The sequence below is a fragment of the Streptodolium elevatio genome (assembly GCF_040649515.1).
GTDB classification, from domain to species: Bacteria; Actinomycetota; Actinomycetes; order Streptomycetales; family Streptomycetaceae; genus Yinghuangia; species Yinghuangia elevatio.
In genome coordinates, this window is sequence record NZ_JBEZFP010000004.1 from 24,189 (window position 1) to 50,721 (window position 26,533).

26 protein-coding genes are annotated in these 26,533 nt (G+C 72.2%); 23 read left to right on the forward strand and 3 right to left on the reverse strand.

Going from position 1 to position 26,533, the window contains the following annotated elements; translation table 11 throughout:
- The first annotated feature begins 41 nt into the window (after positions 1–41).
- From AB0C36_RS02485 to AB0C36_RS02580, 20 genes are all read left to right on the forward strand, one after another.
- A complete protein-coding gene (locus AB0C36_RS02485; RefSeq protein WP_358348038.1) occupies positions 42–590 on the forward strand; it encodes a GNAT family N-acetyltransferase in 549 nt (182 codons plus the stop codon).
- A gap of 56 nt (positions 591–646) precedes the next feature.
- A complete protein-coding gene (gene proS / locus AB0C36_RS02490; protein ID WP_358348041.1) occupies positions 647–2,059 on the forward strand; it encodes a proline--tRNA ligase in 1,413 nt (470 codons plus the stop codon).
- A gap of 196 nt (positions 2,060–2,255) precedes the next feature.
- Positions 2,256–2,717, forward strand: coding sequence for a 30S ribosomal protein S16 (gene rpsP / locus AB0C36_RS02495; protein ID WP_358348044.1), 462 nt, complete (start codon positions 2,256–2,258; stop codon positions 2,715–2,717).
- A 2-nt stretch (positions 2,718–2,719) separates the two neighbouring features.
- Positions 2,720–2,959 carry an RNA-binding protein gene (locus tag AB0C36_RS02500; RefSeq protein WP_235052715.1) on the forward strand — a complete coding sequence of 80 codons (240 nt, stop codon included), beginning with the start codon at positions 2,720–2,722 and terminating at the stop codon, positions 2,957–2,959.
- Between the two features lie 176 nt (positions 2,960–3,135).
- Positions 3,136–3,765, forward strand: coding sequence for a ribosome maturation factor RimM (rimM, locus tag AB0C36_RS02505; protein WP_358348047.1), 630 nt, complete (start codon positions 3,136–3,138; stop codon positions 3,763–3,765).
- The gene (gene trmD, locus AB0C36_RS02510; protein ID WP_358348050.1) at positions 3,762–4,571 is read left to right on the forward strand and encodes a tRNA (guanosine(37)-N1)-methyltransferase TrmD; all 810 of its coding nucleotides are present in this window, start codon (positions 3,762–3,764) and stop codon (positions 4,569–4,571) included. The genes rimM and trmD overlap by 4 nt, the downstream gene beginning before the upstream one ends.
- 168 nt (positions 4,572–4,739) lie before the next feature.
- Positions 4,740–5,108: a 50S ribosomal protein L19 gene (gene rplS, locus AB0C36_RS02515; RefSeq protein ID WP_358348052.1), complete on the forward strand. Its 369-nt coding sequence runs from the start codon at positions 4,740–4,742 to the stop codon at positions 5,106–5,108.
- 1,593 nt (positions 5,109–6,701) lie between these two features.
- Positions 6,702–7,367 (forward strand): signal peptidase I, encoded by a 666-nt coding sequence (lepB, locus tag AB0C36_RS43180; protein ID WP_435838972.1) that lies wholly within the window; start codon positions 6,702–6,704, stop codon positions 7,365–7,367.
- Between the two features lie 274 nt (positions 7,368–7,641).
- Positions 7,642–8,586: a signal peptidase I gene (lepB, locus tag AB0C36_RS02525; protein WP_435838973.1), complete on the forward strand. Its 945-nt coding sequence runs from the start codon at positions 7,642–7,644 to the stop codon at positions 8,584–8,586.
- Between the two features lie 222 nt (positions 8,587–8,808).
- Positions 8,809–9,858, forward strand: a complete 1,050-nt coding sequence (lepB, locus tag AB0C36_RS02530) for a signal peptidase I (protein ID WP_358348060.1) — start codon at positions 8,809–8,811, stop codon at positions 9,856–9,858.
- An 87-nt stretch (positions 9,859–9,945) separates the two neighbouring features.
- Positions 9,946–10,533 (forward strand): NUDIX hydrolase, encoded by a 588-nt coding sequence (locus tag AB0C36_RS02535; RefSeq protein ID WP_358348063.1) that lies wholly within the window; start codon positions 9,946–9,948, stop codon positions 10,531–10,533.
- 76 nt (positions 10,534–10,609) lie between these two features.
- Positions 10,610–10,936, forward strand: coding sequence for a DUF2469 domain-containing protein (locus AB0C36_RS02540; RefSeq protein ID WP_345673291.1), 327 nt, complete (start codon positions 10,610–10,612; stop codon positions 10,934–10,936).
- A 245-nt stretch (positions 10,937–11,181) separates the two neighbouring features.
- A complete protein-coding gene (locus tag AB0C36_RS02545; protein WP_358348066.1) occupies positions 11,182–11,592 on the forward strand; it encodes a YraN family protein in 411 nt (136 codons plus the stop codon).
- Position 11,593: 1 nt separating this feature from the next.
- Positions 11,594–13,387, forward strand: coding sequence for a YifB family Mg chelatase-like AAA ATPase (locus AB0C36_RS02550; protein WP_358348069.1), 1,794 nt, complete (start codon positions 11,594–11,596; stop codon positions 13,385–13,387).
- Positions 13,387–14,544, forward strand: a complete 1,158-nt coding sequence (gene dprA / locus AB0C36_RS02555; RefSeq protein ID WP_358348072.1) for a DNA-processing protein DprA — start codon at positions 13,387–13,389, stop codon at positions 14,542–14,544. Before AB0C36_RS02550 ends, dprA begins: the two co-directional genes overlap by 1 nt.
- A gap of 133 nt (positions 14,545–14,677) precedes the next feature.
- On the forward strand, positions 14,678–15,313 hold the full coding sequence (locus AB0C36_RS02560) for a tyrosine-type recombinase/integrase (protein ID WP_358348075.1): 636 nt from the start codon (positions 14,678–14,680) through the stop codon (positions 15,311–15,313).
- Positions 15,288–16,133, forward strand: a complete 846-nt coding sequence (gene whiG / locus AB0C36_RS02565; protein WP_358348078.1) for an RNA polymerase sigma factor WhiG — start codon at positions 15,288–15,290, stop codon at positions 16,131–16,133. Before AB0C36_RS02560 ends, whiG begins: the two co-directional genes overlap by 26 nt.
- Positions 16,134–16,448: 315 nt before the next feature.
- On the forward strand, positions 16,449–17,069 hold the full coding sequence (locus AB0C36_RS02570) for a YdcF family protein (protein WP_358348080.1): 621 nt from the start codon (positions 16,449–16,451) through the stop codon (positions 17,067–17,069).
- 165 nt (positions 17,070–17,234) lie between these two features.
- Positions 17,235–18,479, forward strand: a complete 1,245-nt coding sequence (locus AB0C36_RS02575; protein WP_358348083.1) for a deoxyguanosinetriphosphate triphosphohydrolase — start codon at positions 17,235–17,237, stop codon at positions 18,477–18,479.
- 119 nt (positions 18,480–18,598) lie between these two features.
- Entirely contained in the window at positions 18,599–19,042 is a 444-nt protein-coding gene (locus AB0C36_RS02580; RefSeq protein ID WP_358348086.1) for a GNAT family N-acetyltransferase, read from the forward strand.
- Here the strand turns inward: AB0C36_RS02580 and AB0C36_RS02585 are convergent.
- Complete coding sequence (locus AB0C36_RS02585; RefSeq protein ID WP_358348089.1) at positions 19,014–19,940, reverse strand: hypothetical protein; 927 nt, start codon at positions 19,938–19,940, stop codon at positions 19,014–19,016. The genes AB0C36_RS02580 and AB0C36_RS02585 overlap by 29 nt on opposite strands.
- 101 nt (positions 19,941–20,041) lie before the next feature.
- On the opposite strand from AB0C36_RS02585, the gene dnaG reads away from it, so the two are divergent.
- Positions 20,042–21,952: a DNA primase gene (gene dnaG, locus AB0C36_RS02590; RefSeq protein ID WP_358348090.1), complete on the forward strand. Its 1,911-nt coding sequence runs from the start codon at positions 20,042–20,044 to the stop codon at positions 21,950–21,952.
- A 115-nt stretch (positions 21,953–22,067) separates the two neighbouring features.
- Here dnaG and AB0C36_RS02595 read toward each other — a convergent pair whose 3' ends face one another.
- Together AB0C36_RS02595 and AB0C36_RS02600 are read right to left on the reverse strand one after the other, a co-directional pair.
- Positions 22,068–23,537, reverse strand: a complete 1,470-nt coding sequence (locus tag AB0C36_RS02595; protein ID WP_358348093.1) for a DHA2 family efflux MFS transporter permease subunit — start codon at positions 23,535–23,537, stop codon at positions 22,068–22,070.
- A gap of 68 nt (positions 23,538–23,605) precedes the next feature.
- Positions 23,606–24,223 (reverse strand): NADPH-dependent FMN reductase, encoded by a 618-nt coding sequence (locus tag AB0C36_RS02600; protein ID WP_358348096.1) that lies wholly within the window; start codon positions 24,221–24,223, stop codon positions 23,606–23,608.
- A gap of 119 nt (positions 24,224–24,342) precedes the next feature.
- Between AB0C36_RS02600 and AB0C36_RS02605 the strand changes: the two genes are divergently transcribed.
- Both AB0C36_RS02605 and AB0C36_RS02610 read left to right on the forward strand, forming a co-directional pair.
- On the forward strand, positions 24,343–25,143 hold the full coding sequence (locus AB0C36_RS02605; protein ID WP_358348099.1) for a TetR/AcrR family transcriptional regulator C-terminal domain-containing protein: 801 nt from the start codon (positions 24,343–24,345) through the stop codon (positions 25,141–25,143).
- 233 nt (positions 25,144–25,376) lie between these two features.
- The gene (locus AB0C36_RS02610; protein ID WP_435838974.1) at positions 25,377–26,429 is read left to right on the forward strand and encodes a sigma-70 family RNA polymerase sigma factor; all 1,053 of its coding nucleotides are present in this window, start codon (positions 25,377–25,379) and stop codon (positions 26,427–26,429) included.
- The last annotated feature ends 104 nt before the right edge of the window (positions 26,430–26,533 follow it).

Here is a 26,533-nt window from a genome sequence, read left to right on the forward strand (position 1 = left end):
GCCATGGCACTTCCCGTACTTCCCGTCCCGGGCGGCGTCACGTGACGGCCGCCTACACGCGTCCGGGCTACCGGGTCGGGATCAGGCCGGTGCGGGACGAGGACGCCGCCGCGTACCGGGCCGCGGTCCTGCGGTCGATGGAGCACATCACCGCGTGGAACCCGGCGCGGCCCGACGGGTTCCCGGAGATCCTCGCGGCCCAGGGCGCGACGATGCGCACGTTCTTCGTCGTCGACCTCGCGGACGGCGGCCTCGCGGGCAAGATCAACGTCGCCAACATCGTGCGCGGCGGGTTCCGCAACGCGACGATCGGCTACGACGCGTACCTGCCGTACGCCGGGACCGGCCGCATGAGCGAGGGCCTCGCCCTGGTCGTGAACCGCTGCTTCGCCCCCGCCTCGCGCGGCGGGCTGGAGCTGCACCGGTTGGAGGTCAACGTGCAGCCGGGCAACGAGCGTTCGATCGCACTCGCCAAACGGCTCGGGTTCCGGCACGAGGGTTTCTCGCCGCGCATGATCCACATCAACGGCGCGTGGCGCGACCACGAGCGGTTCGCGATGACCGCGGAGGAGTGGCCGGGGCTCGGCTGAGCCGCGCGGGCCATCGGGTTCGGACGGCGACCGGGATGCCCGTACCATGTGGCCTCATGGCAAAGGCTCCCATCCTCACCCCCCAGGCGGACGATTTTCCGCGCTGGTACCAGGACCTGATCGGCAAGGCCGAACTGGCGGACAACGGGCCGGTGCGCGGCACCATGGTCATCCGACCGTACGGCTACTCGCTGTGGGAGCGGATGCAGTCCGAGGTCGACGCCCGTATCAAGGACGCCGGGGCGCAGAACGCGTACTTCCCGATGTTCATCCCGGAGAACTACCTCACGCGCGAGGCCGAGCACGTCGAGGGCTTCAGCCCCGAGCTGGCGGTCGTCACGCACGGCGGCGGCAAGCAGCTGGAGGAGCCGGTCGTCGTGCGGCCGACGTCCGAGACGATCATCAACGAGTACTTCTCGAAGTGGGTGCAGTCGTACCGCGACCTGCCGCTGCTCATCAACCAGTGGGCAAACGTGGTGCGTTGGGAGCTTCGGCCGCGCATCTTCCTGCGGACGACCGAGTTCCTGTGGCAGGAAGGCCACACCGCGCACGCCACGTACGAGGACGCGCGTGCGTACGCCACACGCATCCACCGCCACGTGTACGACGACTTCATGCGCAACGTGCTCGCCATCGACGTCGTGCTCGGCCGGAAGACCGCGCGCGAGCGTTTCGCGGGCGCCATCAACACCCTGACGCTCGAAGGCATGATGGGCGACGGCAAGGCCCTCCAGATGGGCACGTCGCACGAGCTCGGGCAGAACTTCGCCAAGGCCTTCAACACGCAGTACCTGGCGGACACCGGCGAGCGCGAGTACGTCTGGCAGACCTCGTGGGGCGCCAGCACCCGCATGGTCGGCGGCCTCATCATGAGCCACGGCGACGACAACGGCCTGCGCGTCCCGCCGCGCCTCGCCCCGGTCCAGGTCGTGGTCATGGCCATCAAGGGCGACGACGCGGTGGTCGACGCGGTGCGGGCGCTCGGCGACCGCCTCAAGGCCGCCGGGGTACGCGTCGTCGTGGACGACAAGACGGACACCCCCTTCGGCCGCCGCGCGGTCGACTGGGAGCTCAAGGGCGTGCCGATCCGGCTCGAGATCGGGCCGCGCGACCTGGAGGGCGGCACCGCGATGCTGGCCCGCCGGATCGCGGGCGGCAAGAGCCCGGTGGCGCTCGACACGGTCGTCGAGACGGTCGCGACCGTGCTGGACGAGGACCAGGCGCTGCTGCTCGCGCAGTCGCGTGAGCGCCGCGTCGCGCGTACCGCCGACGTCACCTCGATCGGCGAGGCGGTCGAGGCCGCGTCGACCGGGTGGGCGCGCATGCCGTGGGCCGACCTCGGGGCCGAGGGCGAGGCGAAGCTCGCCGAGCAGGGCGTCTCGGTGCGCTGCCTGGTGACCGCCGACGGCGGGGTGCCGGACGCCGAGGACCAGGCCGGCAACGTGGCGATCCTGGCCCGCGCCTACTGACCCGGACCGCGGGGGTGAGGGGGTCGGCGCGGTTTGGGATCCCGGCGGCATGTCTGGCAGAATGGCCCGCTGAGTACCCGGAGCATCGTCGGACCCTCTCTCCGCATGACTTCGTGTCCACTGACCGGCCGGTCGCATGTCCCCACGTGACGACGCGGTCGCTCACCCACGTCAAGATGCAGGAGACACCACTCTCGTGGCAGTCAAGATCAAGCTGAAGCGCCTGGGCAAGATCCGGAGCCCGCACTACCGCATCGTCGTCGCCGACGCCCGCACCAAGCGTGACGGTCGCGCGATCGAGGAGATCGGTATCTACCACCCGATGGAGAACCCCTCGCGTATCGAGGTCGACTCCGACCGGGCGCAGTACTGGCTCGGCGTCGGCGCCCAGCCGACCGACGCGGTCGCCGTGCTCCTCAAGCTCACCGGCGACTGGCAGAAGCACAAGGGCCTGCCGGCTCCGGAGAACGCGCTGAAGGTCGCCGCGCCGAAGACCGACAAGAAGACCCTGTTCGAGGCTGCCGCCAAGGAAGCCGCGGACGAGCCGAAGGACGGCGCCACCACGCCGAAGGCGAAGAAGGAGAAGAAGGCCGAGGCCCCCGCGGCCGACGCCGCTCCCGCCGCCGAGGCCGCCGAGTCGGCGCCGAGCGAGGGCTGACCATGCTCGAGGAGGCCCTCGAGCATTTGGTCAAGGGCATCGTCGAGAACCCGGACGACGTGAAGGTCCGCGCGCGCAATCTGCGCCGCGGCCGCATCCTCGAGGTCCGTGTCCACCCCGACGACCTGGGCAAGGTCATCGGGCGCGGTGGGCGTACGGCTCGGGCGCTGCGTACCGTCGTGACCGCCCTGGGCGGCCGGGGAGTCCGCGTCGACCTCGTCGACGTCGACCAGGTGCGCTGAAGAAGCACCCGGCGCGCGTCAAGCGCTATGGGCGGCCCTCCACATCTGTGCAAGCGATGTGGAGGGCCGCCCTTTTTCCTTCGTTCCCCGGTCCTTTTCCCCTGGCCCCTTCGCTTCGCCCGTGAATCGCTTCGCCCGCGTGCCGCTCCGCGAAGTGCCCCGTTGAGGAGATAACAGTGCAGTTGGTGGTTGCCCGCATCGGCCGGGCCCACGGCATCCGGGGACAGGTCAGCGTCGAGGTGCGCACGGACGAGCCGGAATTGCGGCTCGCGCCGGGCGCGGTGCTGATGACCGACCCGCCGTCCGCGGGGCCGCTGACCATCGCCGCGGGCAAGGTGCACAGCGGACGGCTGCTGCTGTCGTTCGAGGGCGTCGCGGACCGGACCGCCGCCGAGGCGCTGCGCAACGTGCTCCTCATCGCGGAGATCGACCCCGACGAACTCCCGGAGGACCCCGAGGAGTTCTACGACCACCAGCTCGTCGGGCTGGACGTCGTGCTGGCCGACGGGACCGAGATCGGCGAGGTACGCGAGATCGCGCACCTTCCGTCGCAGGACCTGCTCATCGTCGTGCGGCCGGACGGGCGCGAGGTCATGGTGCCGTTCGTCGAGGAGATCGTGCCCGAGATCGACCTCGAGGAGCAGCGGCTCGTGGTCACGCCGCCGCCGGGGCTGATCGACCCGGACGAGGCGGAGGTGGCGTCCTCGCGCGACGGCGACGCCGCGGACGGTGACACCCCCGACGGCGACGAGGGCGACTCGGATGGGGAACCGGGCGGGGAACCGGGCGCGGAGCCCCGGTCATGAGGATCGACGTCGTCTCGATCTTCCCGGAGTACCTGGCGCCGCTCGACGTCTCGCTGGTCGGCAAGGCGCGGGCGAAGGGGCTGCTGGACGTACGCCTGCACCAACTGCGCGACCAGGCCCACGACGTGCACCGCACGGTCGACGACACGCCTTACGGCGGCGGCCCGGGCATGGTCATGAAGCCCGAGCCGTGGGCGGCCGCACTCGAAGCGGTCGCGCCGCCGGACGGCGAGGGGGTGCCGCGGCTGATCGTGCCGACACCGTCGGGGCGGCCGTTCACACAGGAGCTTGCCGTCGAACTCGCTTCCGAGCCCTGGCTGCTCTTCGCCCCCGCGCGCTACGAGGGCATCGACCGCCGGGTCATCGAGGACGCCGCCACGCGGATGCGCGTGGACGAGGTCTCCATCGGCGACTACGTGCTCGCGGGCGGCGAGGTCGCCGTCCTGGTGATGGTCGAGGCCGTCGCCCGGCTGCTGCCCGGCGTGCTGGGCAACGCGGAGTCGGTACGCGACGATTCGTTCGCGCCGGGGGCCATGGCGAACCTGCTCGAAGGGCCGGTCTACACGAAGCCGGCCGAGTGGCGGGGGCGCGAGGTGCCGCCCGTACTGCTGTCCGGGAACCACGGCGCGATTGCCCGGTGGCGCCGCGACCAGGCCCTGCGCCGGACCGCGGAAAATCGCCCTGACCTGCTGGAACGCCTAACGTCCGGGGACGTCGACAAGCACGACCGGGCCGCTTTGGCGGCTCTCGGGTGGACGGAGCGGGACGGCCGGTTTTCTCCGGACGCCACCCCTGTGGCAGACTGAACAGCTGTTGCCGTACGACCTGATCCGGCGCCGCGCTCCAACCGCGGGGGCGCCGGGGGTGCCCCTGCCACAGGGGGAGTACCACCGCGAAGGTCGACGGCCCTCTCTTCGTAGACACCACGACATGCCGTGGGTGACCTGTGGCACCCGCGAGAAAGCGACGCCACCATGGCCAACATCATCGACGGCCTCGACGCAGCCTCCCTGCGCGACGACATCCCGGCCTTCCGGGCCGGCGACACCCTCAAGGTGCACGTCCGCGTCATCGAAGGCAACAAGTCCCGCGTCCAGGTCTTCCAGGGCTTCGTGCTCCGTCGCCAGGGCGCCGGCGTCCGCGAGACCTTCACGGTCCGCAAGGTCAGCTACAACGTCGGCGTCGAGCGCACCTTCCCGGTGCACACGCCGGTGATCGAGAAGATCGAGGTCGTGACCCGCGGCGACGTCCGCCGCGCGAAGCTGTACTACATGCGTGACCTGCGCGGCAAGGCCGCGAAGATCAAGGAGAAGCGCGACGCCGCCGGCCGTACCACGGTCTAGTCCCGAGTAGGCGGGCCGACCTGCCCGTTAGGCTCCTTCGCAATGGACGAAGCAGCGCGCACGGTCGACACGGGGAAGACCCCGCGACCCGCCACACCGGACACCGGCCGCGGCTCCACGGTGGACACCTCCACCGGCGCTCCCTCCGAGGAGCGCGCGGAGCCGCGGCCGACGCATGCCCAGGAGCCCCCGGCCCCGCGGACGGGTGAGCCGCCGCCTGCCGACTCCGGCCCCGACGGCCCCGACGGCACCGCCCAACTGCGCGCCGCGCGCCCCGCACCGGGTGCCCCGACGCCCGCCGGCCGGTCCGCGCCGAACAAGAAGTCGGCGGCAACCGCGGCCAAGAAGCGGACTGCCGACGCCGCGGACACCGAGGCCGAGGCCGAGGCGGCGGGCGAAGCCGCCCCGCCGCCGGGCGGCGCTCCCCGGCCGCCGCGCGCCGGTGAACGCACCGCTCAGTTGCGGGCCCTTCCGCCGCCCCCTGCCGGTGGCGGCGGGGAGCCGACCGGCAAGGCCGCCGCCCCCGGCGACGAGGGTACGAAGCCGCCCGCGAAGCAGACGCCAGGCAGCAAGCCAAGTCGCGGTGACAAGCCCGGCACAGGTGACGAGGCCAATCCCGTCGAGACCGTGGAGCCCGTCGACCGCACCGTGCAACTGCGCGCGCCTCGACCCGCGGGGGCGACCCGTCCCACCAAGCAGACAGCCGACCGCAAGTCCGACAGCGGCGATGCGGCGGGTGCCGGCGACCGTACTGTGCGGCTGCGTGCTCCCAGGCCCGGGCAGCTTGGCGGTTCGGCATTCGCGGCCGCCACCGATTCGGCGGCTTCGGAAGCGGATTCCCGTACGTCCCCCTCGGGTTCGCGCAAGGCTGCCGATCAGACCCCGGCATCGGGCGCCGGTGAGACACCGGAGAAGGGGGCCGCGTCCGCCGCCGAGCGTACGAAGTCGCCGCCCAAGCCCGGGAAGTCCGGGGCCGCTGATGCGGATTCCCGGGTGTCCCCGGAGGATTCGGCCAAGACCGAGGACAAGTCCGGGGCGCCGGGCACGGAACGCGGTCCGCGTGCCCCCGGCGACGCGGATGACGCGCCGCCTCGTCGTACGCCGGGTGCCGACCGGCGTCCCGCGGCGGGCCCACGAACTGCTTCACGAACTGCCCCAGGAACGGGTGACGGCGGTGCCGGACCGTCGGCGTCTGCCGGTGCGTCGGTCCGGCCCAAGACCTCCCAGCCCTCCAAACCCTCCGAGGCAAGCGCCACCGACCCCGCGGACGAGACCCGTGTTGTCGACCGCACCGCGCAGCTTCGCGCCGCGCGGCCCGCCACACCTGGGCGTTCGGCGGCTCCGGCCGGGCCGGACGGCGCCACGAAGGCGGCCGCGCCCAAGGTCGTTCTCTCCAAGGCGCCTTCGACCGACGCGCCCGCTTCCGCGCCCGATCCCGAGAAGACCGCTCCGCCAGGTGCCAAGCGCCGGACCGCGGACGAGGTACGGCCTACTGCCCCCGAACACGAGGCGGACGACGACACCGACGAGGACGAGGACGACGAATCCGAGGGCCGACGCAGACGGCTGCCCGCCTGGGTGGAGCTGCCGCTCATGCTCGCGTTCGGCCTGCTGGTCGTCGTCGTGCTGCACTCCTACGTCGCGCAGCCGTTCGTGATCCCCAGCGGCTCCATGGAGCACACGCTTGAAGTCGGCGACCGCGTTCTCGTCAACAAGCTCGCGTACACCTTCGGCGACCGGCCGCAGCGCGGTGACGTCGTGGTGTTCGACGGGACCGGCATCTTCACCGACGAGGGCAAGGGCCATTCCTCGAACCCGTTCGGCAAGGCGTTCGAGGGCGTCGGCTCGATGTTCGGGTTCGGCGACTCCGACGAGACCGACTTCGTCAAACGCGTCATCGGGGTCGGCGGCGACCACGTCATCTGCTGCGACGCACAAGGGCGTGTGACGGTCAACGGTGTGCCGCTCGACGAGACCGGCTACCTCTATCCCGGCAACGTGCCCTCGGCGATGCCCTTCAATGTGATCGTGCCCAAGGGCGAGTTGTGGGTCATGGGCGACCACCGTGCCAATTCCGCCGATTCACGCGAGCACATTGCCGCTCCGGGTGGCGGCTTCGTCCCGGAGGACCGCGTCGTCGGGCGGGTGGACTGGATCATCTGGCCCTTCGGCCGGATGGGCGGGGTCGACCGGCCTTCGACGTTCTCGCAGCCCGGCATCGGTCGGCAGGAGCCCGCGTTGGTCCCGGGCCGTGGGTAAGCGGGGAAAGCCCCGCGAGTCACGGTTTTCGGGCGGGCGCGAGCGGACGGGTGCGACGGAGGCCGGACCGGCGGAGCCCGGGGCGACGGCTGCCGGGTCGGCGCCGCCCGGGCCGTCCTCGGTGCCTCGCAACGGGGTTGCGCGCGACGGAGTCCCGGGCGGTGTCCCTCGTACGGGTGGTCCTTCCGCTGTCAGGCCCCACGAAGGCGCGATTCCGCGCCCCGCGGATTCCGCGTCCGCCGAGCCCGAGGTCGCCGAGCCCGAGGTCGCCGGCATCGCCCCGACATCTCCGGACCCCGAGGCGACGGCCCAACTGCGCGCGGTGTCGCCCGGTGCGGCGCGGGAGCCCTACCGCGGCCGCGCCGCCGCGCGCGGGCGCACTCCCCGGCGGCGCTGGCGCCGCAAGGACCGTCCGGTGTCGCTGCTGCGCGAACTGCCGCTGCTGGTCGTGGTGGCGGTGATACTCGCGCTGGTCATCAAGACCTTCTTCGTACAGGCGTTCTTCATCCCTTCGGGTTCGATGCAGACGACGATCGGCATCGGCGACCGGGTGCTCGTCGACAAGTTCACGCCGTGGTTCGGCGCGAAGCCGCAGCGCGGCGAGGTCGTCGTCTTCAAGGACCCGGGCGGCTGGCTCAGCCGGAAGCAGAAGTCCGACCCGCCGCCCGGTGTGAAGCAGCTCAAGCAGGCCATGGTCTTTGTGGGACTGTTGCCGTCGGACGACGAGCAAGACCTCATCAAGCGGGTCATCGGGGTCGGCGGCGACACGGTGGCGTGCTGCGACGCGACGGGACGCGTGACGGTGAACGGCGTGCCGCTGGACGAGCCGTACGTCTATCCCGGCGACGCCCCGTCGAACCTGCCGTTCTCGGTCAAGGTGCCGAAGGGGCGGCTGTGGGTGATGGGCGACCACCGCGGCGACTCCTCCGACTCCCGCGCCCACCAGGACCGTCCGTACCAGGGCACGATCTCCGAGAACGACGTGGTCGGGCGGGCTTTCACGGTCGCGTGGCCGGTGAGCAGATGGCGCGGACTGCCGGTCCCGAAGACGTTCGAGGGTGCCGGGAAATTTACCAATCCTGGCAATACAGCTGCGGTTCTCCCGACGGTCCCGGTCGTTATGGGGGTGGCGGGTGCCGTTCCGGTGATCCTGGTCCGTCGGCGTGTACGCTCGCGGCCGCGGGACCGGGACTTCCAGGCGCGCCTACCCGGCACGTGATGCGTGCCGATACGAGAAGCATGACGATGGACGGATGGCAGCGCGCCGGCACGCCGGACGACGCCGTCACAGGTACGAGGAGGCGCCGTGGGGGAAGTCGTGGTCGGAGCACGGTCCGCAGGTGGGGACGACGAGTCGGGCCGCCGGCCCGGGGAGCCGCGTCCGCACGATCCGCAGGAGGACGACGGGGCGCCGGGCGGCCCGTCGTCGAACGGTGCTCCGGTGCCTGACTCCGACTCCGCGGGGCCGTCCGTACCGCATCCCGGGACCGCGCCGGACGGAGGTGCCCCGGGCGGGCCGCCATCGGACGGGCCCGCGCCGCCCCACGAGGTGCCGGTCGCACCGGTCCCGCACGCGCCCCCCGTACCGCCGGTTGCTCCGGGTACGCCCGGCTCGGACGCGGCGGGTGGCGCCACGGCCGCCCGCGAGGCCGACACACAGGACGAGCCGGCCAAGGCGAAGAAGGCCAAGAAGCCCCCGAAGAAGGGCTCGTTCTGGCGTGAACTGCCTCTGCTGCTGGGCATCGCGCTGGTTCTCGCACTGATCATCAAGACCTTCCTGGTGCAGGCGTTCTCGATTCCGTCGGAGTCGATGGAGGACACCATCAAGGTCGGCGACCGGGTGCTCGTCGACAAGCTCACGCCGTGGTTCGGCGCCGAGCCGGAGCGCGGCGAGGTCGTCGTGTTCAAGGACCCGGGCGGCTGGCTCGAGGGCGAGCCGGAGCAGTCGAGCAACGGGTTCGTGCGCGGGCTGCAGAAGGGCCTGTCGTTTGTGGGCCTGATGCCGTCGACCAACGAGAAGGACCTGATCAAGCGCGTGATCGGGGTGGGCGGCGACACGGTCGAGTGCTGTGACGACCAGAACCGCATCCTGGTCAACGGCGTGCCGCTGAACGAGACGTACCTGAAGCCGGGCGTGCTGCCGTCGGACAAGCCGTTCAAGGTGACCGTCCCCAAGGGCCGCATCTGGGTGATGGGTGACAACCGCAGCAACTCGCGTGACTCGCGGGCGCACTACGAGCTGAGCGGCGGCGACGCGGAAGCGGCCACGGTCGACAAGGACCAGGTCATCGGGCGCGCGTTCACGGTGATCTGGCCGCTGGGGCGTATCCACTGGCTGGGTGTCCCGGACACGTTCGACCAGAAGGGCCTGGCGTCGTCGGCCGCGCCTATGGCGCTGGGGGCCGCGGGGGCCGTGCCACTGCTGCTGTGGCGGCGGCGCTGGGTCGAGTCGCGGCGGTCGGACGCGGCGGCGGGCGCGCCGCCTGCCTGACCGCTGTCGCGGACGTGATGAGGCCGGAATTCGCACGCCAGTGCGAATTCCGGCCTCTTGTCCGTCCCGTGGGGGCACAATCGGCAGATGACATCGAACGCCGCCGTCCCGCATCCGGCGGGACACCTCAACCCGTGGCCGGAGGCCTCGCCTCATCCGGTCCCCGACTACCCGCCCGACCTGCGGGTAGACCTGGTCCGCAAGGCCGTGCGGGTGGTCCTGCTGGACGCCTCGGACCGCATCCTGCTGTTCCACAACCAGGTGTCGGCCAGCACGCCGGACGAGTGGTGGGACCTGCCGGGCGGCGGGCTGGACCCGGGGGAGACGTACGTCGACGCGGCGGTGCGGGAGATCGCGGAGGAGACCGGCCTGCGGCTGGCTCCCGAGGCGATCGGGGCGCCGTTGTGGCGGCGGAGTTCGACGTGGACGCGTGGGACGTACCGTCGGGTGCAGCATGAGTACGTCGTGGCTGCCCGGGTGGACGCCGAGGCGCCCGAGATCGACGCGCACGGGTGGACCGAGGAGGAGGTCGACGAGTACGTGGGCGCGCGGTGGTGGACCCTTGAGGAGATCGTCACCAGTCCGATGCACTTCTACCCCGGACGGCTCCCTGCGCTGCTGCCCGGGTTTTTGGCCGGAGAACTGGTGGACGAGCCGTTCGAGTGGTGGAACTGAGCGGTACCGCGCGAGTGTGGACCGGAGCCCGGTACACAATGGGAACGACAGCGAAGCGCAGGAGCGAGGGGCGCGCATGAGTGCGGAGGATCTCGAAAAGTACGAGACCGAGATGGAGCTTCAGCTCTACCGCGAGTACCGCGATGTCGTCGGCCTCTTCAAGTACGTCATCGAGACGGAGCGGCGCTTCTATCTCACGAACCAGTACGAGCTGCATGTGCGCTCGGCCGACGGCGAGGTGTTTTTCGAGCTCGCCATGGCGGACGCGTGGGTCTGGGACATGTATCGGCCCGCCCGTTTTGTGAAGAACGTCAGGGTTTTGACCTTCAAAGACGTCAACGTCGAGGAGCTGACGAAGAGCGACCTGGAGATGCCTTCGGGCAACGAAGGCTTCGGAACGTAGCCGCGGGCGCCCGCGACTTCGGCCACGGGCTGCGGCTACAGCCACGGTTACGGCGACGGCTGCGGCTACGGCTACGGAGCATGGTCGCGGGCGCTGCGGGACCGCCGTTAATCGCGATGGTGGCGGACCGCAAGCGGCCGAATGGGGGAAGCCCCGTCCACAGGGCGGGGTTTTCCACAGGCTGGTGATCTTGAAGAGGCGCCTCCGCCCCCGGGCCCGGCAGGGTCGGGGGCGGAGGTGGTCGCATGACCGGCAAGGCGAAGGTCCCGGGTGCCGGGCCGTCGGGGAGGGCTCCCCGGAACACCGCCGTGGGCGGGTACGGCGAGCGGGTGGCCGAGCGCCGCCTGGTCGAGGCGGGCCTGGTCGTCCTGGACCGCAACTGGCGGTGCGCGGCGGGCGAACTCGACCTGGTCGCGCTGGACGGACCGGTGCTGGTCGTCTGCGAGGTGAAGACCCGCAGCTCACCCGGCTTCGAGCACCCGTGCGCCGCGGTCGGCCCCGACAAGGCCGCCCGGCTGAGAGTCCTGGCCGAGCACTGGATCGCGGCCCATCCGCACCTGGTGGGGGCGGACTGCGAGGTGCGGATCGACCTGGTCTCGGTGATCCCGGCGGTGCGCGGCGCGGCCCTGTTCGAGCACGTGAAGGGTGCGTGCTGACATGGCGTTCGCCCGTACCCGCTCGGTCACCCTGCTCGGCGTCGACGGCGTGCTGGTCGAGGTGCAGGCCGACATCGAGCCGGGGCTCGCGGTCTTCAACCTGGTCGGGCTGCCCGACAAGAGCGTCAGCGAGTCCCGCGACCGCGTGCGCGCCGCACTCGTCAACAGCGACGAGGAGTGGCCGCCGAGGCGCATCACGGTGGGCCTGTCGCCGGCGACCGTGCCCAAGACCGGCAGCGGCTTCGACCTCGCGGTGGCCTGCGCGATCGTCGCGGCCAACGGCAAGCTCGACCCCGACCGGCTCACCGATCTCGTGATGGTCGGCGAAGTGGGGCTGGACGGCCGCGTCCGACCGGTACGCGGGATCCTCCCAGCCGTCATGGCGGCCGCCGCGGCCGACTGCCGCCGCGTCGTCGTGCCGGAGTCGGTGGCGGTCGAGGCCCGCCTCGTGCCGGATGTCTCCGTCCTCGGCGTGCGCTCGCTGCGCCACCTGCTCGCGGTGCTGCGCGGGCAGCCCGTGCCCGACGAGCCGGTGCTCGTCACCCGGCCCGGCCCCGACCCCGACACGGTCGGACCGATGCTGGTCAGCGGGCCGGGCGTGCCCGGCGTACCGGCGCCGGACCTCGCCGAGGTCGCCGGGCAGGCCCGGGCGCGGCGCGCCCTGGAGGTGTGCGCCGCGGGCGGGCACCACCTGTACCTGCTGGGGCCGCCGGGGGCGGGCAAGACGATGCTGGCCGAGCGCCTGCCCGGCTTGCTGCCACCACTCGGCACGGCCGCCGCCCTGGAGGTCAGCGCCGTGCACTCGGTCGCGGGCACCCTCCCGCCCGACCGCCCGCTCGTCAAGGAGCCGCCGTTCTGCGCTCCGCACCACTCGGCGACCATGCCCAGCCTCGTCGGCGGCGGCAACGGCCTCCCCCGCCCCGGAGCCGTCTCCTTGGCGCATCATGGCGTCCTGTTTTTGGACGAGGCGCCGGAGTTCAGCAGCCGGGCGCTGGACGCGTTGCGGCAGCCGTTGGAGGGCGGCACGGTCACGGTCGCCCGCAGCGCGGGCACGCTGCGCTTCCCGGCCCGCTTCCTGCTCGTGCTGGCGGCCAATCCGTGCCCGTGCGGGCGCTTCGCGGGCAAGGGGCTGGACTGCACGTGCTCGGCGGCGATGCGGTCGAAATACCTCGCGCGGCTGTCCGGGCCCCTGCTGGACCGCATCGACGTGCGGGTCACCGTCGACCCCGTCTCGCGTGCCGAACTGCTGGAGCCCGAGGGTACGGGTGAGTCCACCAAGGTCGTCGCGGCCCGGGTGCGGGAGGCACGGGATCGCGCGGCGCACCGGTTCGAGGGCACGCCGTGGACCACCAACGCCGAGGTGCCGGGCCGCGAGCTGCGTACCCGCTGGTCCACCGAGCCGGACGCCTTGGCCACCGCCGCGCGCGACCTCGAGCGCGGCATGCTGACCGCCCGCGGCCTCGACCGGGTGCTGCGGGTCGCCTGGACCATCGCCGACCTGCGCGGGCGGGACCGGCCGGCGATGGCCGACGTCGACACCGCCCTGGAGTTCCGCACCGGGGTACGCCGCGGCGCGGCGGCGGCAGTCGAGCCGGTCGGGGACGCCGAGCACACCGGGCGTACCGGTCGCAACGGCGGTTCTGGTGGTTCTGGCGGTCTTGGTGGTCTCGGGCATGCGGCGCGTTCTGGCCGCATCACGACCGACATGGCCCAGGCGACGCTGGCCCAGCTCGCCACGATGGACGTCGACCGGGAGCTGCACGACCCGGAGTTCGACTTTGCCGGGGAGGCGTAGTGGACGAGGAGCACGTGGCCAGGGCGGCGCTGTGCCGCCTCGGCGAACCGGGCGACAGTGCGCTGGGTGCGGCCCTGCGGGTGCACGGCCCGCACGAGGTGCTGCGCGTTCTGCAGGCCGACGGGCCGCTGCCCACCGAGTTCCGCAGACGCGACCCGGACGGCTACCGGGTCCGGCTCGGCGGCCCCTCGGCGGCCGACGACCTGGCGACCCTGACGCGCATCGGCGGCAGATTCGTGATCCCCGGCGACCGGCACTGGCCGACGCAGCTGGACGACCTGGGGGACGCGCGTCCGGTCGGGCTGTGGGAGCGCGGCCCGGTCCGTCTGCGGCATGCCGTGCTGCGCTCGGTCGCGGTGGTGGGGTCGCGGGCGTGCACCGACTACGGCACGTATGTCACGCACGAGTTGACCGGGGGGCTCGCCGACGGCAAGTGGACGGTGGTGTCGGGCGGGGCGTACGGCATCGACGGCGCCGCACACCGGGGCAGCCTCGCCTGCGGCGGCCCGACCGTCGCCGTGCTGGCCTGCGGAGTGGATGTCGCGTACCCACGCGGCCACGAGCGCCTGTTGGCCCGGATCGCGGAGACCGGGACTCTGGTGAGCGAGCTGCCACCGGGGTGTTCACCCAGCCGGGTGAGATTCGTCGAGCGCAACAGAGTGATCGCCGCGTTGTCGCGCGGCACGGTCGTGGTGGAGGCGGCGGTACGCAGCGGCGCGCTCATCACCGCCCGCCGCGCGCGGCAGCTCGGGCGCGTGGTCATGGGCGTGCCCGGTCCCGTCACCGCACCGCAGTCGGCCGGCGTGCACCAGCTCCTGCGCGAGGAGGAGACCGCGTTGGTCACGTGCGCCGCCGAAGTGATCGAAAACGTCGGTGTGATCGGCGACGACCTGGCGCCGCGGGCGGAGGGCCCGCTCCAGGTCTGGGACAACCTGGCCCCGGAGCCGACCCGGGTCCTGGAGGCGGTGCCGCCGCACCGACCGGCCCCCGAGAGTGCCATCGCCCGCGACGCGGGCGTGGGCCGTACCGCGGTGCGCATGCATCTGCGGACCCTGAGCGAACGGGGCCTGGTTGCCGCCCAGGCTCTGCCCGGCAGTGACAGCGCGGAGGCAGCGCCGGGGGAGGAGGCGGTATGGATCCGCACCGTACCGCGCTGAGCCCCGGCGGCCTCGGTGGATGCCGGCGGGCTGTCCTGAGCGTCCGCGGACACGTGTTCGGTGGCCGTGCGGGCCGCGCCCATTGGCCGTGGCGGTGCTTGACCCCGAGGGGCGGACTGATCACCGTAAGGGGATGGCTCCCGCAGATAGTACTGGCGGCGGCGCTGCGCTGCCTGCCGAACTGGCCGACGGCGGCGGGTCCGACCGTGCGGGCACAGATGACGGCCCTGAGCGCCCGGCTGCGCCCGACACGCCCGTGGAGCTACGGGATCGCGCCGTGCTCGAAGTACTCGAAGCCCGCTACGCGATGGGCGTCCGGGTCGGCGAACGGGTCGGCGTCGACATCGGCGACATCGACCTCGAAAGCCGCGTCATACGCGTCCTCGGCAAGGGCGGCAAGGAGCGCTCGGTGCCCCTGGGCGCCCCGGCCGTCAGGGCGGTATCCGCCTGGCCGGAGCGGGGACGACCGGCCCTGCGGGGGGAGCGCAGCGGCGCGGCGCCATGGCTCGGCGTACGCGGGCGCAGGCTCGATCAGCTGGCCGTGCGCTCCTTGGTGCACGCGCGCCGGGCCGACGTCCCGGGCGCGCCCGACCCCGGTCCGCACGGGTTGCGGCACACCGCCGCGACCCACCTGATCGAAGGAGGCGCGGACCTTCGTAGCGTTCAGGCACCGCTCGGTCACGCTACGCTCGCGACGACGCAGATCTACACGCACGTCTCGGTGGAACGACTCAAGGCCACGTATGCCCAAGCACATCCCAGGGCGTGACGGCAGCACCACGACCGTGTCCGAGCCGGAAACGGCCGGACCGCGCGGTGGTGATGACCCGAACCGCGCGCTGGACGCCCTCTGGCGTGAGTTCAAGCTGTCCGGGGACCCGCGGCTGAGGGAACGCCTGATCCTGCACTACTCGCCGCTGGTCAAGTACGTCGCCGGCCGGGTCGGCGTCGGTCTGCCGGCGAACGTCGACCAGGCCGACTTCGTCTCGTACGGCATCTTCGGACTCATCGACGCGATCGAGAAGTTCGACCTCGACCGGGCGATCAAGTTCGAGACGTACGCGATCAGCCGCATCCGCGGCGCGATCATCGACGAACTGCGGGCGCTCGACTGGATCCCGCGCTCGGTACGCCAGAAGGCGCGGAACGTCGAGCAGGCGTACGCCACCCTCGAAGGCCGCCTCACCCGCACGCCCACCGACGCCGAGGTGGCGACGGAAATGGGTATCCCGCTCGACGACCTGCACACCATCTTCAGCCAGTTGTCGCTGGTCAACGTCATGGCCTTGGACGAACTCCTGCACGCCGGCTCGGAGACCGGCGACCGGCTCAGCCTGGTCGACACGCTGGAGGACACCACGGCGGACAACCCCGTCGAGGTCGCCGAGGCGCGCGAGATGCGCCACCTGCTCGCGCGCGCCGTGAACGCGCTGCCGGAGCGCGAGAAGACGGTGGTCACCTTGTACTACTTCGAGGGGCTGACGCTCGCTGAGATCGGCCACGTGCTCGGGGTGACGGAGAGCCGTACCTGCCAGATCCACACGAAGGCGGTGCTGCAACTGCGCGGCAAGCTCTCGGACATGCGCTGAACGGCACGTCGCCGACCTGCGAACTGTCACAGCGTGTTGCATAACGATCACTCTGAGGGCATAGGGTGTGAGGCGATGCAGCGCACGGATCTCCGCCTCCCGGCCCCTCGTCCCTCCGGCTCCTCGCCCGACGCCTCGCCCGATGCCTCCGCTGATGCTTCGCCTGATGCCTCGTCAGGAGCCGGCGGCCCCGGCGAGGGCCGTACCTCCGAGCGAGGCCCGGACTCCGCGGGCCGGGGCCGGAGCGGCGGCGACACCGGCAGCACCGCGGCTGGAAGGCGCAAGTCGGGCGGCGGGAAACCGACGCGCGGGCGCATGCTCTTGCGTCGGGCGCGCCAGGTCGTCGCGTGGACCCTGTGCGCAGTCCTCGCCGTCATCGTCGGCACCGCGGCCCGCGTGTGGTGGGTCGCCAGGCAGGACGCCCGTCCGACCGTCGACGCGATCCTCGTCCTCGGCGCCAGCCAGTACGACGGCCGCCCCTCCCCGGTGTTGCTGGCGCGTCTCGAACACGCCCTGGCGCTCTACCGCGAGGGCGTCGCGCCGCGCATCGTCACCGTCGGCGGCAACATGCCGGGCGACCGCTTCACCGAGGCGGGCACGGGCCGTCGCTGGCTGATCGCCCACGAGGTCGCCGAGACAAGCGTGTTCGCGGTTCCCGAGGGGCGTGACACGTTGCAGAGCGTACGCGCGGTCGCCGAGGTGATGCGGGCGTACCGCTGGAACAGCGTCGTCATCGTCACCGACCCCTGGCATGCGCTGCGTTCGCGGTCGATGGCCCGGGCCGAGGGGCTGGACGCCTCGGTGTCGCCCGCCCGGCAGGGCCCCGCGGTGCGCAGCCGGTCCACGCAGGCCAAGTACGTCGGGCGTGAGACCGCCGGGTACCTGCACTGGTGGATCCTGCGCCGAAGTTCCGGCTTCGGCCATGGCGTCATCTGACCCCGGTCCCCGCGACGCCCCGCCCGAGTCACCTGCCCGCACGCTCGGCAGCGGAACCCGCCCGCACGCTGCCGATCGGGCATGCCCCGTCGGCGTGGTCCGAACGCCCCTGTCCGACTCGGTACCTACTGTTGAGCCATGGTTGACCGGATAAGCCGGATAAGAATGCCCGCCCAACCCCGGACCGCGTACCACGACACCGACCGCGAGCGCTGGGTCCAGGAGTCCGGCAAGCGCGTCGGACGCACCGCGTTCGAGCGCGACCGCGCGCGCGTCCTGCACTCCGCCGCGCTGCGCAGGCTCGCCGGCAAGACGCAGGTGGTGGTGCCCGGCGAGACCCCGCCCGACGGCCGCCAGGTCCCGCGTACGCGCCTGACGCACTCTCTCGAATGCGGCCAGATCGGCCGCGAACTCGGCCAGGCCGTCGGCTGCGACCCGGACCTCGTCGAGGCCGCGTGCCTCGCCCACGACCTCGGCCACCCGCCGTTCGGCCACAACGGCGAGGAGGCACTCGACCGGGCCGCCGCCTCGTGCGGAGGCTTCGAGGGCAACGCGCAGAGCCTGCGCCTGCTGACCCGCCTGGAGCCCAAGACCTTCGACGCGACCCGGAGCGTCGGCCTGAACCTCACGCGCTCCGGACTCGACGCCGTGCTCAAGTACCCGTGGCCGCGCCGCGAGGGCGTGCGCACATACGGCGTCTACGAGGACGACATCGAGGTGTTCGACTGGGTACGCCGCGACGCGCCCGAAGGACGCCGCAGCCTGGAGGCCCAGGTGATGGACTGGTCCGACGATGTCGCCTACAGCGTCCACGACTTCGAGGACGCCGTGTACTCCGGCCGCATCGACCTCGACCGCCTCAGCGCCCCGAGCGAACGCGCCGAGGTCTTCGCCCTGGCCGCCCGCCGCTACGCCCTCGCCCCCGAGGACGAACTCGCCGCCGCCCTCGACCGCCTGCTGGCCACCGAGTTCTGGCCCACCGGCTTCGACGGCTCGCGCCGTGCCCAGGCCCGGCTGAAGAACACCACGAGCGAGCTGATCGGCCGCCTGTGCCTGGCCGCCGAGAGCGAGACGCGCGACTTCTTCGGGCCGGTCCCGGGCGTGCGGTACGCCGCCGACCTCCTCGTACCGCGCGAGGCCCGCCTCGAATGCGCCGTCCTCAAGGCGCTCACCGCGCACTACGTGATGGCGCGCGCCGACCTCGAACAACTGCGCGCCCGCCAGCGGGCCGTCGTGACCGATCTCGTGGAGATGCTGGCCGCCGGCGCCCCCGACGCGCTGGACCCCGCGCTGCGCCCCGACTACGAGGCAGCCGCGACCGACGCCGCGCGCCTGCGGGTCATCGTCGACCAGGTCGCCTCGCTGACCGACGACGCCGCCCTCGCGCTGCACCGCGCCCTCGGCACCTGACCGCCGGAGCCCCCGCGGACCCCGCCGGACCCGCGTGGAAAACTGGACGGCGACAACCGGCCGGAGGCCGGAGAGCCACCCCGGGCACGAAGCGGCCGAGCGCGAAGACGGAGAGACGAGTGCGGATCGAACGTGTCCCGGTCGAGGAGATATTCGACCTCCGCTGGTCCGTACTGCGGGAAGGCCTTCCGAGGGAGACCGCCGTCTACCCCGAGGACGCGCTGCCCGGCACGTTCCACCTCGCCGCCTACGACCCCGACGGGCGCGTCGCGGGATGCGTCACCTTCTTCCCGGACCCGCTCGACGGCGCCCCCGCGTACCGCTTCCGCGGCATGGCCAGCGCGCCCGACGTGCGCGGCAAGGGCTACGGTGCCGCCGTCCTGCGGGCCGGCATCGCCGAAGCCGCCGCCCAGGGCGCCGACCTGGTTTGGTGCAACGGCCGTACGTCGGCCCAGGACTTCTACGAGCACCTCGGCTTCGCCGCGACCGGGGAGCTGTTCCACCCGGCCCCGACGCACACGCCCCACTACGTCTTCACGTACAAGATCCCTGTGGACGCCTGACCCCGGGCCACTCCTCCGGCCGTGGCAGCAGCGCGCCGTCCCACTCCGCGCCGTCTCCCTCCTTGCCGAGCCGCCCCTCGCGGAGCCACCCCCCGCCGAGCCACCCGTCTCCGCCTGTCTCGTCAGCGCCCCGCTCCGACCCGGGCGGCGGTACGAGGCCGCGCAGCCGCCGGACCATCTCCGGCGGCGCACCGTACGCGGCCATCCGCTCCGCCGCGTACCCCGCGAGCCAGGCACACAGTTCGGGCACGACGTCCTCCGGCGCCAAGAGCCAGTCGATCGAGGGCGGGGCGCAGTCACCCGCCCACCACCAGGTCGCCTGGGCGAGGTGCGCGTCCGCGACCGGTGTCTTCTCCCGCTCCCACATCGCCAGCCATCGGCCCACCCCGTCGCCGGCCGCGGCACATGCCTCCAGGACCAGGTGGGCGCCGGTCCCGGGAGCCCGCAGCGTCGTGAGGAACCAGGTGTCGAGCAGGTCGAGCACCGGGGCGGCCATGCTCCGCGGCCAGGTGTGGAACCGGGCCTGCGCAAGCCCGCGGAGCGCCCGGCCCATGTCGTACTCGCGGTCCACGATCGCCGCCGCCAACGACGGCAACACGCGCCGCATCAGGCCGTGCGCATCGTCGAACTGGTGCGCCTTCCACGCGGCGCGCATGGCGAGGTCCCGCGTCAGCTGCGCGTCGGGGGTGGCCAGGAGCAGCAGTTCGCGCTCGTCGAAGCAGTGGCCGCAACCGTCCTGCGGCGACCGCAGGGCCGATCCCGCGAACCTCTCCGCCACCCGCGCCGCGGCCGCCGCGAGGTCGAGCGACTGCCCGGGGACGGACCTGGTCCCACGCGCATGCGACCCGCGGGTCGGCAGGGAAGTCGCGGACGATCGGCGGCGACGCGAGCGGGCCATGGCGGCTCCCCGAGGACTCCGGCGACTGCCGTCGGCCGAAGAGCGCGACGTTACCAGCCGCGCCGCCGGAGCTGTCGCTCCGGCGACGTACACTTCAGCCCATGGCGGGCCGGATTCGTGACGAGGACGTTAAGCGGGTCCGCGAAGCGGCTCGTATCGAGGACGTGGTCGGCGAGCACCTCCAGCTCCGCAACGCGGGCGGCGGCAACCTCAAGGGCCTGTGCCCCTTCCACGACGAGAAGTCCCCGTCGTTCAACGTCTCGCCCGCCAAAGGCCTGTACCACTGCTTCGGGTGCCAGGAGGGCGGCGACGTCCTCGAGTTCGTGATGAAGGTCGACCACCTCACGTTCTCGGAGACGGTCGAGCGGCTGGCAGGGCAGTACAACATCGAGCTGCGCTACGAGGAAGGCGGCTACAACCCCGGCCGCCAGCAGGGGCAGCGGACCCGGCTGGTCGAGGCGCACAAGGTGGCCGCGGCGTTCTTCGCCGAGCAGCTGGGCTCCACCGAGGCGATGATCGCCCGGCAGTTCCTCGCCGACCGCGGCTTCACGCAGGCGGACGCCGAGCACTTCGGCGTCGGGTACGCCCCGGCCGGCTGGGAGCACCTCGTACGCTTCCTGCGCGGCCGCGGATTCTCCCCGCAGGAGATGCTCACCAGCGGCCTGGCCAGTGAGGGCCGCAAGGGGCCCATGGACCGCTTCCGGGGCCGCCTGGTGTGGCCGATCCGCGACATCAGCGGCGACGTGATCGGCTTCGGCGCCCGCCGCCTCCGCGAGGACGACAACGGGCCCAAATACCTCAACACCCCCGAGACGCCGATCTACAAGAAGTCCCAGGTGTTGTACGGCCTGGACCTCGCCAAGAAGGACATCGCCCGCACCGGCCGCGCCGTCGTCGTGGAGGGCTACACCGATGTCATGGCGTGCCACCTCTCGGGCGTCACCGGTGCCATCGCCACCTGCGGCACGGCGTTCGGCGAGGAGCACATCAAGATCCTGCGGCGCCTGCTCATGGACAGCGGCGAGTTCCGGGGCGAGGTCATCTACACGTTCGACGGCGACGCCGCGGGGCAGAAGGCGGCGCTGCGCGCGTTCGAGGAGGACCAGCGGTTCGTGACCCGCACGTTCGTCTCGGTCGAGCCGAACGGCATGGACCCCTGCGACCTGCGCCAGGCGCGCGGCGACCAGGCGGTGCGCGACCTGGTGGACGCGCGTGTGCCGCTCTTCGAGTTCGCGATCCGCAGCCGCATCGAGGGGTACGACCTGGCGACCGCGGAAGGCCGGGTCGCGGCCCTCGACGCGGCCGCGCCGATCGTCGCGGACATCAAGGACCAGGCCCTGCGGCACACCTACGCGGTACGCCTCGACTCCTGGCTCGGCTTCCTCGACGAGCGCTTCGTCGTCGGCCGGGTCGGCCAGCTGGCCCGGTGGAAGCGCGAGCGCGCCCGCGGCGGCCAGCCGGCCGGGCGCGACGGCCGCCCGGACCCGCAGCGGCAGCCGACGCCCGCGTCGCAGCAGCGCGGCTTCCGCGCCGACGTCCGCGACCCGCGCCAGATGGTGCAGCGCGAGGTCCTGAAGCTGGCGTTGCAGTACCCGTCGTTGGTCGCTCGGGTGTTCGACAGCTACGGCACCGACGAGTTCACCGTCCCGCCCTACGCCGCCGTCCGCGAGGCGATGACCGCCGCCGGCGGCCTCAACGGCCCGTCCGCGCACACCGGTTGGATCCCGGCGGTTCGCGAGTCGGCCGCCGACGACGCGGTCCGCGCGCTGGTCACCGAGCTTGCCGTCGAGCCGGTGCGTACCCCCGGCGCGCCCGACGAGCTGTACGCGGGGGAGTGCCTGGTCCGGCTGCGCACCTTCTCCGCCGACCGCCGCATCGCCGACGTGAAGTCGCGCCTCCAGCGCCTCGATCCGGTCGCCGCCCCCGAGGAGTACGCCGCGACGTTCCAGGAGCTGATGGACCTGGAGAAGTACCGCCGCTCGCTGATCGACGGCGGCGCCTCCGCACTGTGACGTGCGGGGCGCCTCCGTGATCTGAGATGCAGAGCGGCCCCGTGCTCCGGGCTGCCGAGCGCCCCATCCAGCACGCGCGGGACGGCTCCCGTCCAGACGTACCGGACGCCCCTGGTCAGCTCTCGTGGACGACCGACGCCTGCGGCCCGGCCGCCATCGCGCGGGCCACCCGGGACGCCGGGACGAGCGCCACCACCAGCAGCGCGATGCCGACCGCGTAGCTCACCTGGAAGGCGCCCGGCGCGTCCGCGGCCGCGCGGCCCGCCAGGGCGTTGGCGAGGACCAGCGAGATCAGCGCCGTACCGGCCGACGCGCCCACCTGCTGGACGATGTTCAGCAGAGTGCTCGCCACCGGCACGGCCTCGGGCCGGAGCGTCTGCATCGCGGAGGCCATCGTGGGCATCATCGTCATGCCCATGCCCCCGCCGGTGGCGAAGAGTGCCGCGCCCAGGGCCCAGTACGAGGCGCCGGCCCCCACGAGCACCGCGAACGTACCGAGCCCGACGACCGAGAGCGACAGCCCGGTCAGCAGGATCCGCCGCGGCCCGACCCGGCCGATGAGACGCGCGCCCAGCGGCATCGTGACCAGCGTGCCGAGCCCCGACGGCACCAGCAACAGGCCGGTGGCGGTGGCGCTTTCGCCGCGCACCATCTGGTAGTACATCGGCGCGAGCAGCATCATCCCGAAGAACCCGCACATGAACAGCGCCAGCGTGGTCGCCGACATCGCCACCGCCCGTTCGCGCAGCAGCCGCAGGTCGATGAGCGGGTGCTCGGTGCGCAACGCGTGCCGCACGAACGCGGCGACCAGCAGCGCTCCCGCCGCGGTCGGCAGTGCGGCCGAGACATCGCCGAAGTCGCCGTGGTGCGCACCCGTCGTCAGCCCGAAGATCAGCGCGGACAGCCCGGGGGACAGCAGAAGCAGCCCCTTGACGTCCAACGGCCGGGTGGGCGACGGCTCGTCGGGACCGAGTACGCGCGCCGCGAGCACCAGCGCGAAGACCGCCAGCGGCACGTTGAGGTAGAAGATCCAGCGCCACGAGACCGCGTCGACCAGCCAGCCGCCGACGAGCGGGCCGGCCATCGGCGCGAGCTGCATCGGGATGCCGACGATCGCCATGACCTGCGGCATCCGTTCGCCCGCACGCCTCGTCATGATCGTCATGCCGACCGGCATGATCATGCCGCCGCCCAGGCCCTGGAGCACGCGGAACGCGATCAGCGACTCGATCGACCACGCCATTCCGCAGAGCACCGAGCCGCCGAGGAACAGCACCACCGAGGCCATGAACACGCGTTGCGTGCCGAAGCGGCCGATCGCCCACGCACTCACCGGGATCACCGCGGCCAGCGCGAGCGTGTACGCGGTGGCGACCCACTGGACGGTCGCCAGCGACGTCGAGAAGTCCGACGAGAGCCTGTTGAGCGAGACGTTGACGGCGGTCATGTCGAGGCCGGTCATGGCCATGCCGAGGACCACCACGAGGGCGACCGCCAGCAGGTTCCGGTCGAGTTTCCCCGGCGGCGGCGCGGTTCCCGGTGCCTCTCCCGGGCTGTCGTACCTCTTCGGTGCGGTCGTGGTCATCACGGGGCTCCGATACTCGTCGGCCGGGTGGCAGGGGGGCAGCGGGCGCGGCGGAAACGGACGGCGGCTCAGGAGCCGTACGGCCGGGCGGCCTTGGCGTCCCGTAGCGCCCGCGCCCACCACACGACCTGGTCGAGCATCGTCTTGGCGGCGGTGCCGCAGCCCTCCGGGTCACGGGGCTCGGACCCCTCGAACGTGCCCGCGGCGCCGTGGAAGCTGACCGTGTCGCGGACCGTGACGGCGTGCAGTTCGGCGAACACCTGCCGGAGCTGCTCGACGGCGCGCAGGCCGCCCGCGAGGCCGCCGTACGCGACGAACCCGATCGGCTTGGCCTGCCACTCGACGTAGTGCTGGTCGATCAGGTTCTTCAGTGGTGCCGGGAAGCTGTGGTTGTACTCCGGCGTCACCACGACGAACGCGTCGGCGGCGGCCAACCGGGGCGTCACCGCGGCGAACAGCGCGGCGTCGGCCGGGGCCGGGTCGCCCCAGCCCATCGTGTACGGGACCGGCGTCTCGACCAGGTCGACGACGTCGACCACCAGGTCCTCGCGCTGCTCGGCGAGCCCGGTGAACCAGGTCCCGACGGTCGGACCGAAGCGGCCGTCGCGGGTGCTCGCCAGGACGACGGCAAGGCGGACCGGGGTGGTGTCGGCGGCGGAAGCGCCGGTCGTGGCGGTGGCGGTCATGAGGATCCTCCCGAGGAGTGGCGTGTGTACGGCGTATCGAGCTGCGTACACCGTACACATCAATGTGTACGGTGTACAACCCTTGATACGGTGTACGCAACCAGCGAGAGGAGCCGTCCATGGCCCAGGTGGACGAGAAGCCGAACGACCCTGCCGGCAAGTCGGCCGGCAAACCGGTCGACGACTCGGCGGACCAGCAGGCCCAAGCGCCCCAGGTGTCGATCTGGGAGCGCATGGAGAAGCCCGCCAAGGCTCCGCGCACGACCCTGACCCATGCCGCGATCGCCGCCGCGGCCGTCGAGATCGCCGATGCCGAAGCCCTCGACGCCGTCTCGATGCGCAAGCTCTCCGGGCACCTCGGCGTCACGACGATGGCGCTGTACCGCTACGTCGCGAACAAGGAGGAGCTGTTCGAGCTGATGCTCGACGAGGCGTACACGAAGTACCGCAACCCCGCCGTGCCCGACGAGACCTGGCGCGATGTCCTGCGGGTCCACGCCCACCAGATGCGCGGCATCGCGATGCGCCACCCCTGGACCGTCGAACTCGCGCTGCGCAGCGTCGTCAGCATCACGCCGCGGGTCATGGCCAGTGTGGAACGCGCGCTTGCCGCCTTCGACGGGCTGGGCCTGGACATCGACGCCATGGCCGACGGGCAGTACGCCGTCATGGCGTACGTCCGCGGTGCCATCACCGACGAAGTCGGGCACCTCGAACTGCTGAAGAACCGCCAGTGGCAGTCCCGCGACGACCTCCGCGAGGCGTACGCGCCGCACATGAAATGGCTGATGGAGACCGGGCGTTACCCCGTCTACCACCGTTACGGGCTCGGCGCGGTCCGCAAGGACGACACCGAAGGGCGCTTCGAGTTCGGACTCGACTGCGTGCTCGACGGCATCGCGGCGAAACTGGGTATCTGACCGCCCGGCCGAGGAGACACGCCGTGCCGTAATCCTCGGATTACCCCTGATTCCGCCGGATCTGCCATAGCCCGCCGACAATTTCGTCATTCTCGGCGGGTTCACACTCTCGGCATCCGGGTGCCACGTGCTCCAAACTGGGGGACGTGCAGCAGCACACGACGAGGCGCGCGGAGGCGCCCGGCCGGCCGCCTCCGCAGGACACGAGGACGGACGCCCCCGACGACCCGGCCGTGACCGCGGACCCCGGCACGCCCGCACGCGCGACGGGGCCCGACCCTCCGCCCGAACCCCCGCCCGAGTCCGCGTCCGAGTCCGCGTCCGATGATGCCGAGCCCGCTCCCGAAGCCCCGGTTCCCGACGACTCGCACGGCCCCTCCGCCGACCTCCTGCGCCAATACCTGCGCGAGATCGGCCGCATCCCGCTCCTCACCGCCGCCGACGAGGTCGAACTCGCCCGGAGCGTCGAAGCCGGGCTCTTCGCCGAGGAGAAGCTCGCCCGCGAGCCCTCCCTCGACGACCCCGCCCTGCGGGCCGCGCTCGAACACCTCGTCGCGGAAGGGTGCGCGGCCAAGCGCCGCCTGATCGAGGCCAACCTGCGGCTCGTGGTCTCGGTCGCCAAGCGGTACGTCGGACGCGGCCTGAGCCTCCTCGACCTGGTTCAGGAGGGCAACCTCGGACTCATCAGAGCCGTCGAGAAGTTCGACTACACGCGCGGCTACAAGTTCTCCACGTACGCGACCTGGTGGATCCGCCAGGCGATGAGCCGCGCGCTCGCCGACCAGGCCCGCACGATCCGCGTACCGGTGCACGTCGTCGAACTCATCAACCGGGTAGTACGCGTGCAACGCCGCCTCGTGCAGGAGCGCGGCGAGGAACCGACCCCCGAGGACCTGGCCGCCGTGCTCGACCTCGACCCCGCGCGGGTGGTGGACGTGCTGCGGCTCGCCCAGGAACCGGTGTCGCTGCACACGCCCGTCGGCGAGGACGAGGTGCTGCTCGGCGACATCGTCGAGGACGCCGACGCGGCCTCGCCCGCCGAGTCCGCGGCGTACCTGATGCTCCGCGAACATCTGGAGGCGCTGCTCTCGACGCTCGGCGACCGGGAGAAGAGCGTCGTGCAGATGCGCTACGGCCTGGCCGACGGGCAGCCGCGCACCCTGGAGGAGATCGGACGCAAGTTCGGCGTGACGCGCGAGCGCATAAGGCAGATCGAATCGCGCACGTTGTCCAAGCTCCGCGACCGGTCGTACGCCGACCAACTGCGCGGCTACCTCGACACGTGACACCAGCCGTACCAAGGGCCGTACCAACGGCCGGGCCCAGGTCGGGACCCCGTCCCGGGCCCGGCGCCGGTCGGGTCCGGGACGTACCGTCCGGCCTCGCGCCG

What these genes read in the sequence shown, in the direction of transcription:
- proS (WP_358348041.1), top strand. Translation starts at nt 647, where the DNA reads ATGGCAAAGGCTCCCATCCTCACCCCCCAGGCGGACGATTTTCCGCGC.
- AB0C36_RS02500 (WP_235052715.1), top strand. Translation starts at nt 2,720, where the DNA reads ATGCTCGAGGAGGCCCTCGAGCATTTGGTCAAGGGCATCGTCGAGAAC.
- trmD (WP_358348050.1), top strand. Translation starts at nt 3,762, where the DNA reads ATGAGGATCGACGTCGTCTCGATCTTCCCGGAGTACCTGGCGCCGCTC.
- rplS (WP_358348052.1), top strand. Translation starts at nt 4,740, where the DNA reads ATGGCCAACATCATCGACGGCCTCGACGCAGCCTCCCTGCGCGACGAC.
- lepB (WP_435838972.1), top strand. Translation starts at nt 6,702, where the DNA reads ATGCTCGCGTTCGGCCTGCTGGTCGTCGTCGTGCTGCACTCCTACGTC.
- AB0C36_RS02535 (WP_358348063.1), top strand. Translation starts at nt 9,946, where the DNA reads ATGACATCGAACGCCGCCGTCCCGCATCCGGCGGGACACCTCAACCCG.
- AB0C36_RS02540 (WP_345673291.1), top strand. Translation starts at nt 10,610, where the DNA reads ATGAGTGCGGAGGATCTCGAAAAGTACGAGACCGAGATGGAGCTTCAG.
- AB0C36_RS02545 (WP_358348066.1), top strand. Translation starts at nt 11,182, where the DNA reads ATGACCGGCAAGGCGAAGGTCCCGGGTGCCGGGCCGTCGGGGAGGGCT.
- AB0C36_RS02550 (WP_358348069.1), top strand. Translation starts at nt 11,594, where the DNA reads ATGGCGTTCGCCCGTACCCGCTCGGTCACCCTGCTCGGCGTCGACGGC.
- AB0C36_RS02560 (WP_358348075.1), top strand. Translation starts at nt 14,678, where the DNA reads ATGGCTCCCGCAGATAGTACTGGCGGCGGCGCTGCGCTGCCTGCCGAA.
- whiG (WP_358348078.1), top strand. Translation starts at nt 15,288, where the DNA reads ATGCCCAAGCACATCCCAGGGCGTGACGGCAGCACCACGACCGTGTCC.
- AB0C36_RS02570 (WP_358348080.1), top strand. Translation starts at nt 16,449, where the DNA reads ATGCTCTTGCGTCGGGCGCGCCAGGTCGTCGCGTGGACCCTGTGCGCA.
- AB0C36_RS02575 (WP_358348083.1), top strand. Translation starts at nt 17,235, where the DNA reads ATGCCCGCCCAACCCCGGACCGCGTACCACGACACCGACCGCGAGCGC.
- AB0C36_RS02585 (WP_358348089.1), bottom strand. Translation starts at nt 19,940, where the DNA reads ATGGCCCGCTCGCGTCGCCGCCGATCGTCCGCGACTTCCCTGCCGACC.
- dnaG (WP_358348090.1), top strand. Translation starts at nt 20,042, where the DNA reads ATGGCGGGCCGGATTCGTGACGAGGACGTTAAGCGGGTCCGCGAAGCG.
- AB0C36_RS02595 (WP_358348093.1), bottom strand. Translation starts at nt 23,537, where the DNA reads ATGACCACGACCGCACCGAAGAGGTACGACAGCCCGGGAGAGGCACCG.
- AB0C36_RS02600 (WP_358348096.1), bottom strand. Translation starts at nt 24,223, where the DNA reads ATGACCGCCACCGCCACGACCGGCGCTTCCGCCGCCGACACCACCCCG.
- AB0C36_RS02605 (WP_358348099.1), top strand. Translation starts at nt 24,343, where the DNA reads ATGGCCCAGGTGGACGAGAAGCCGAACGACCCTGCCGGCAAGTCGGCC.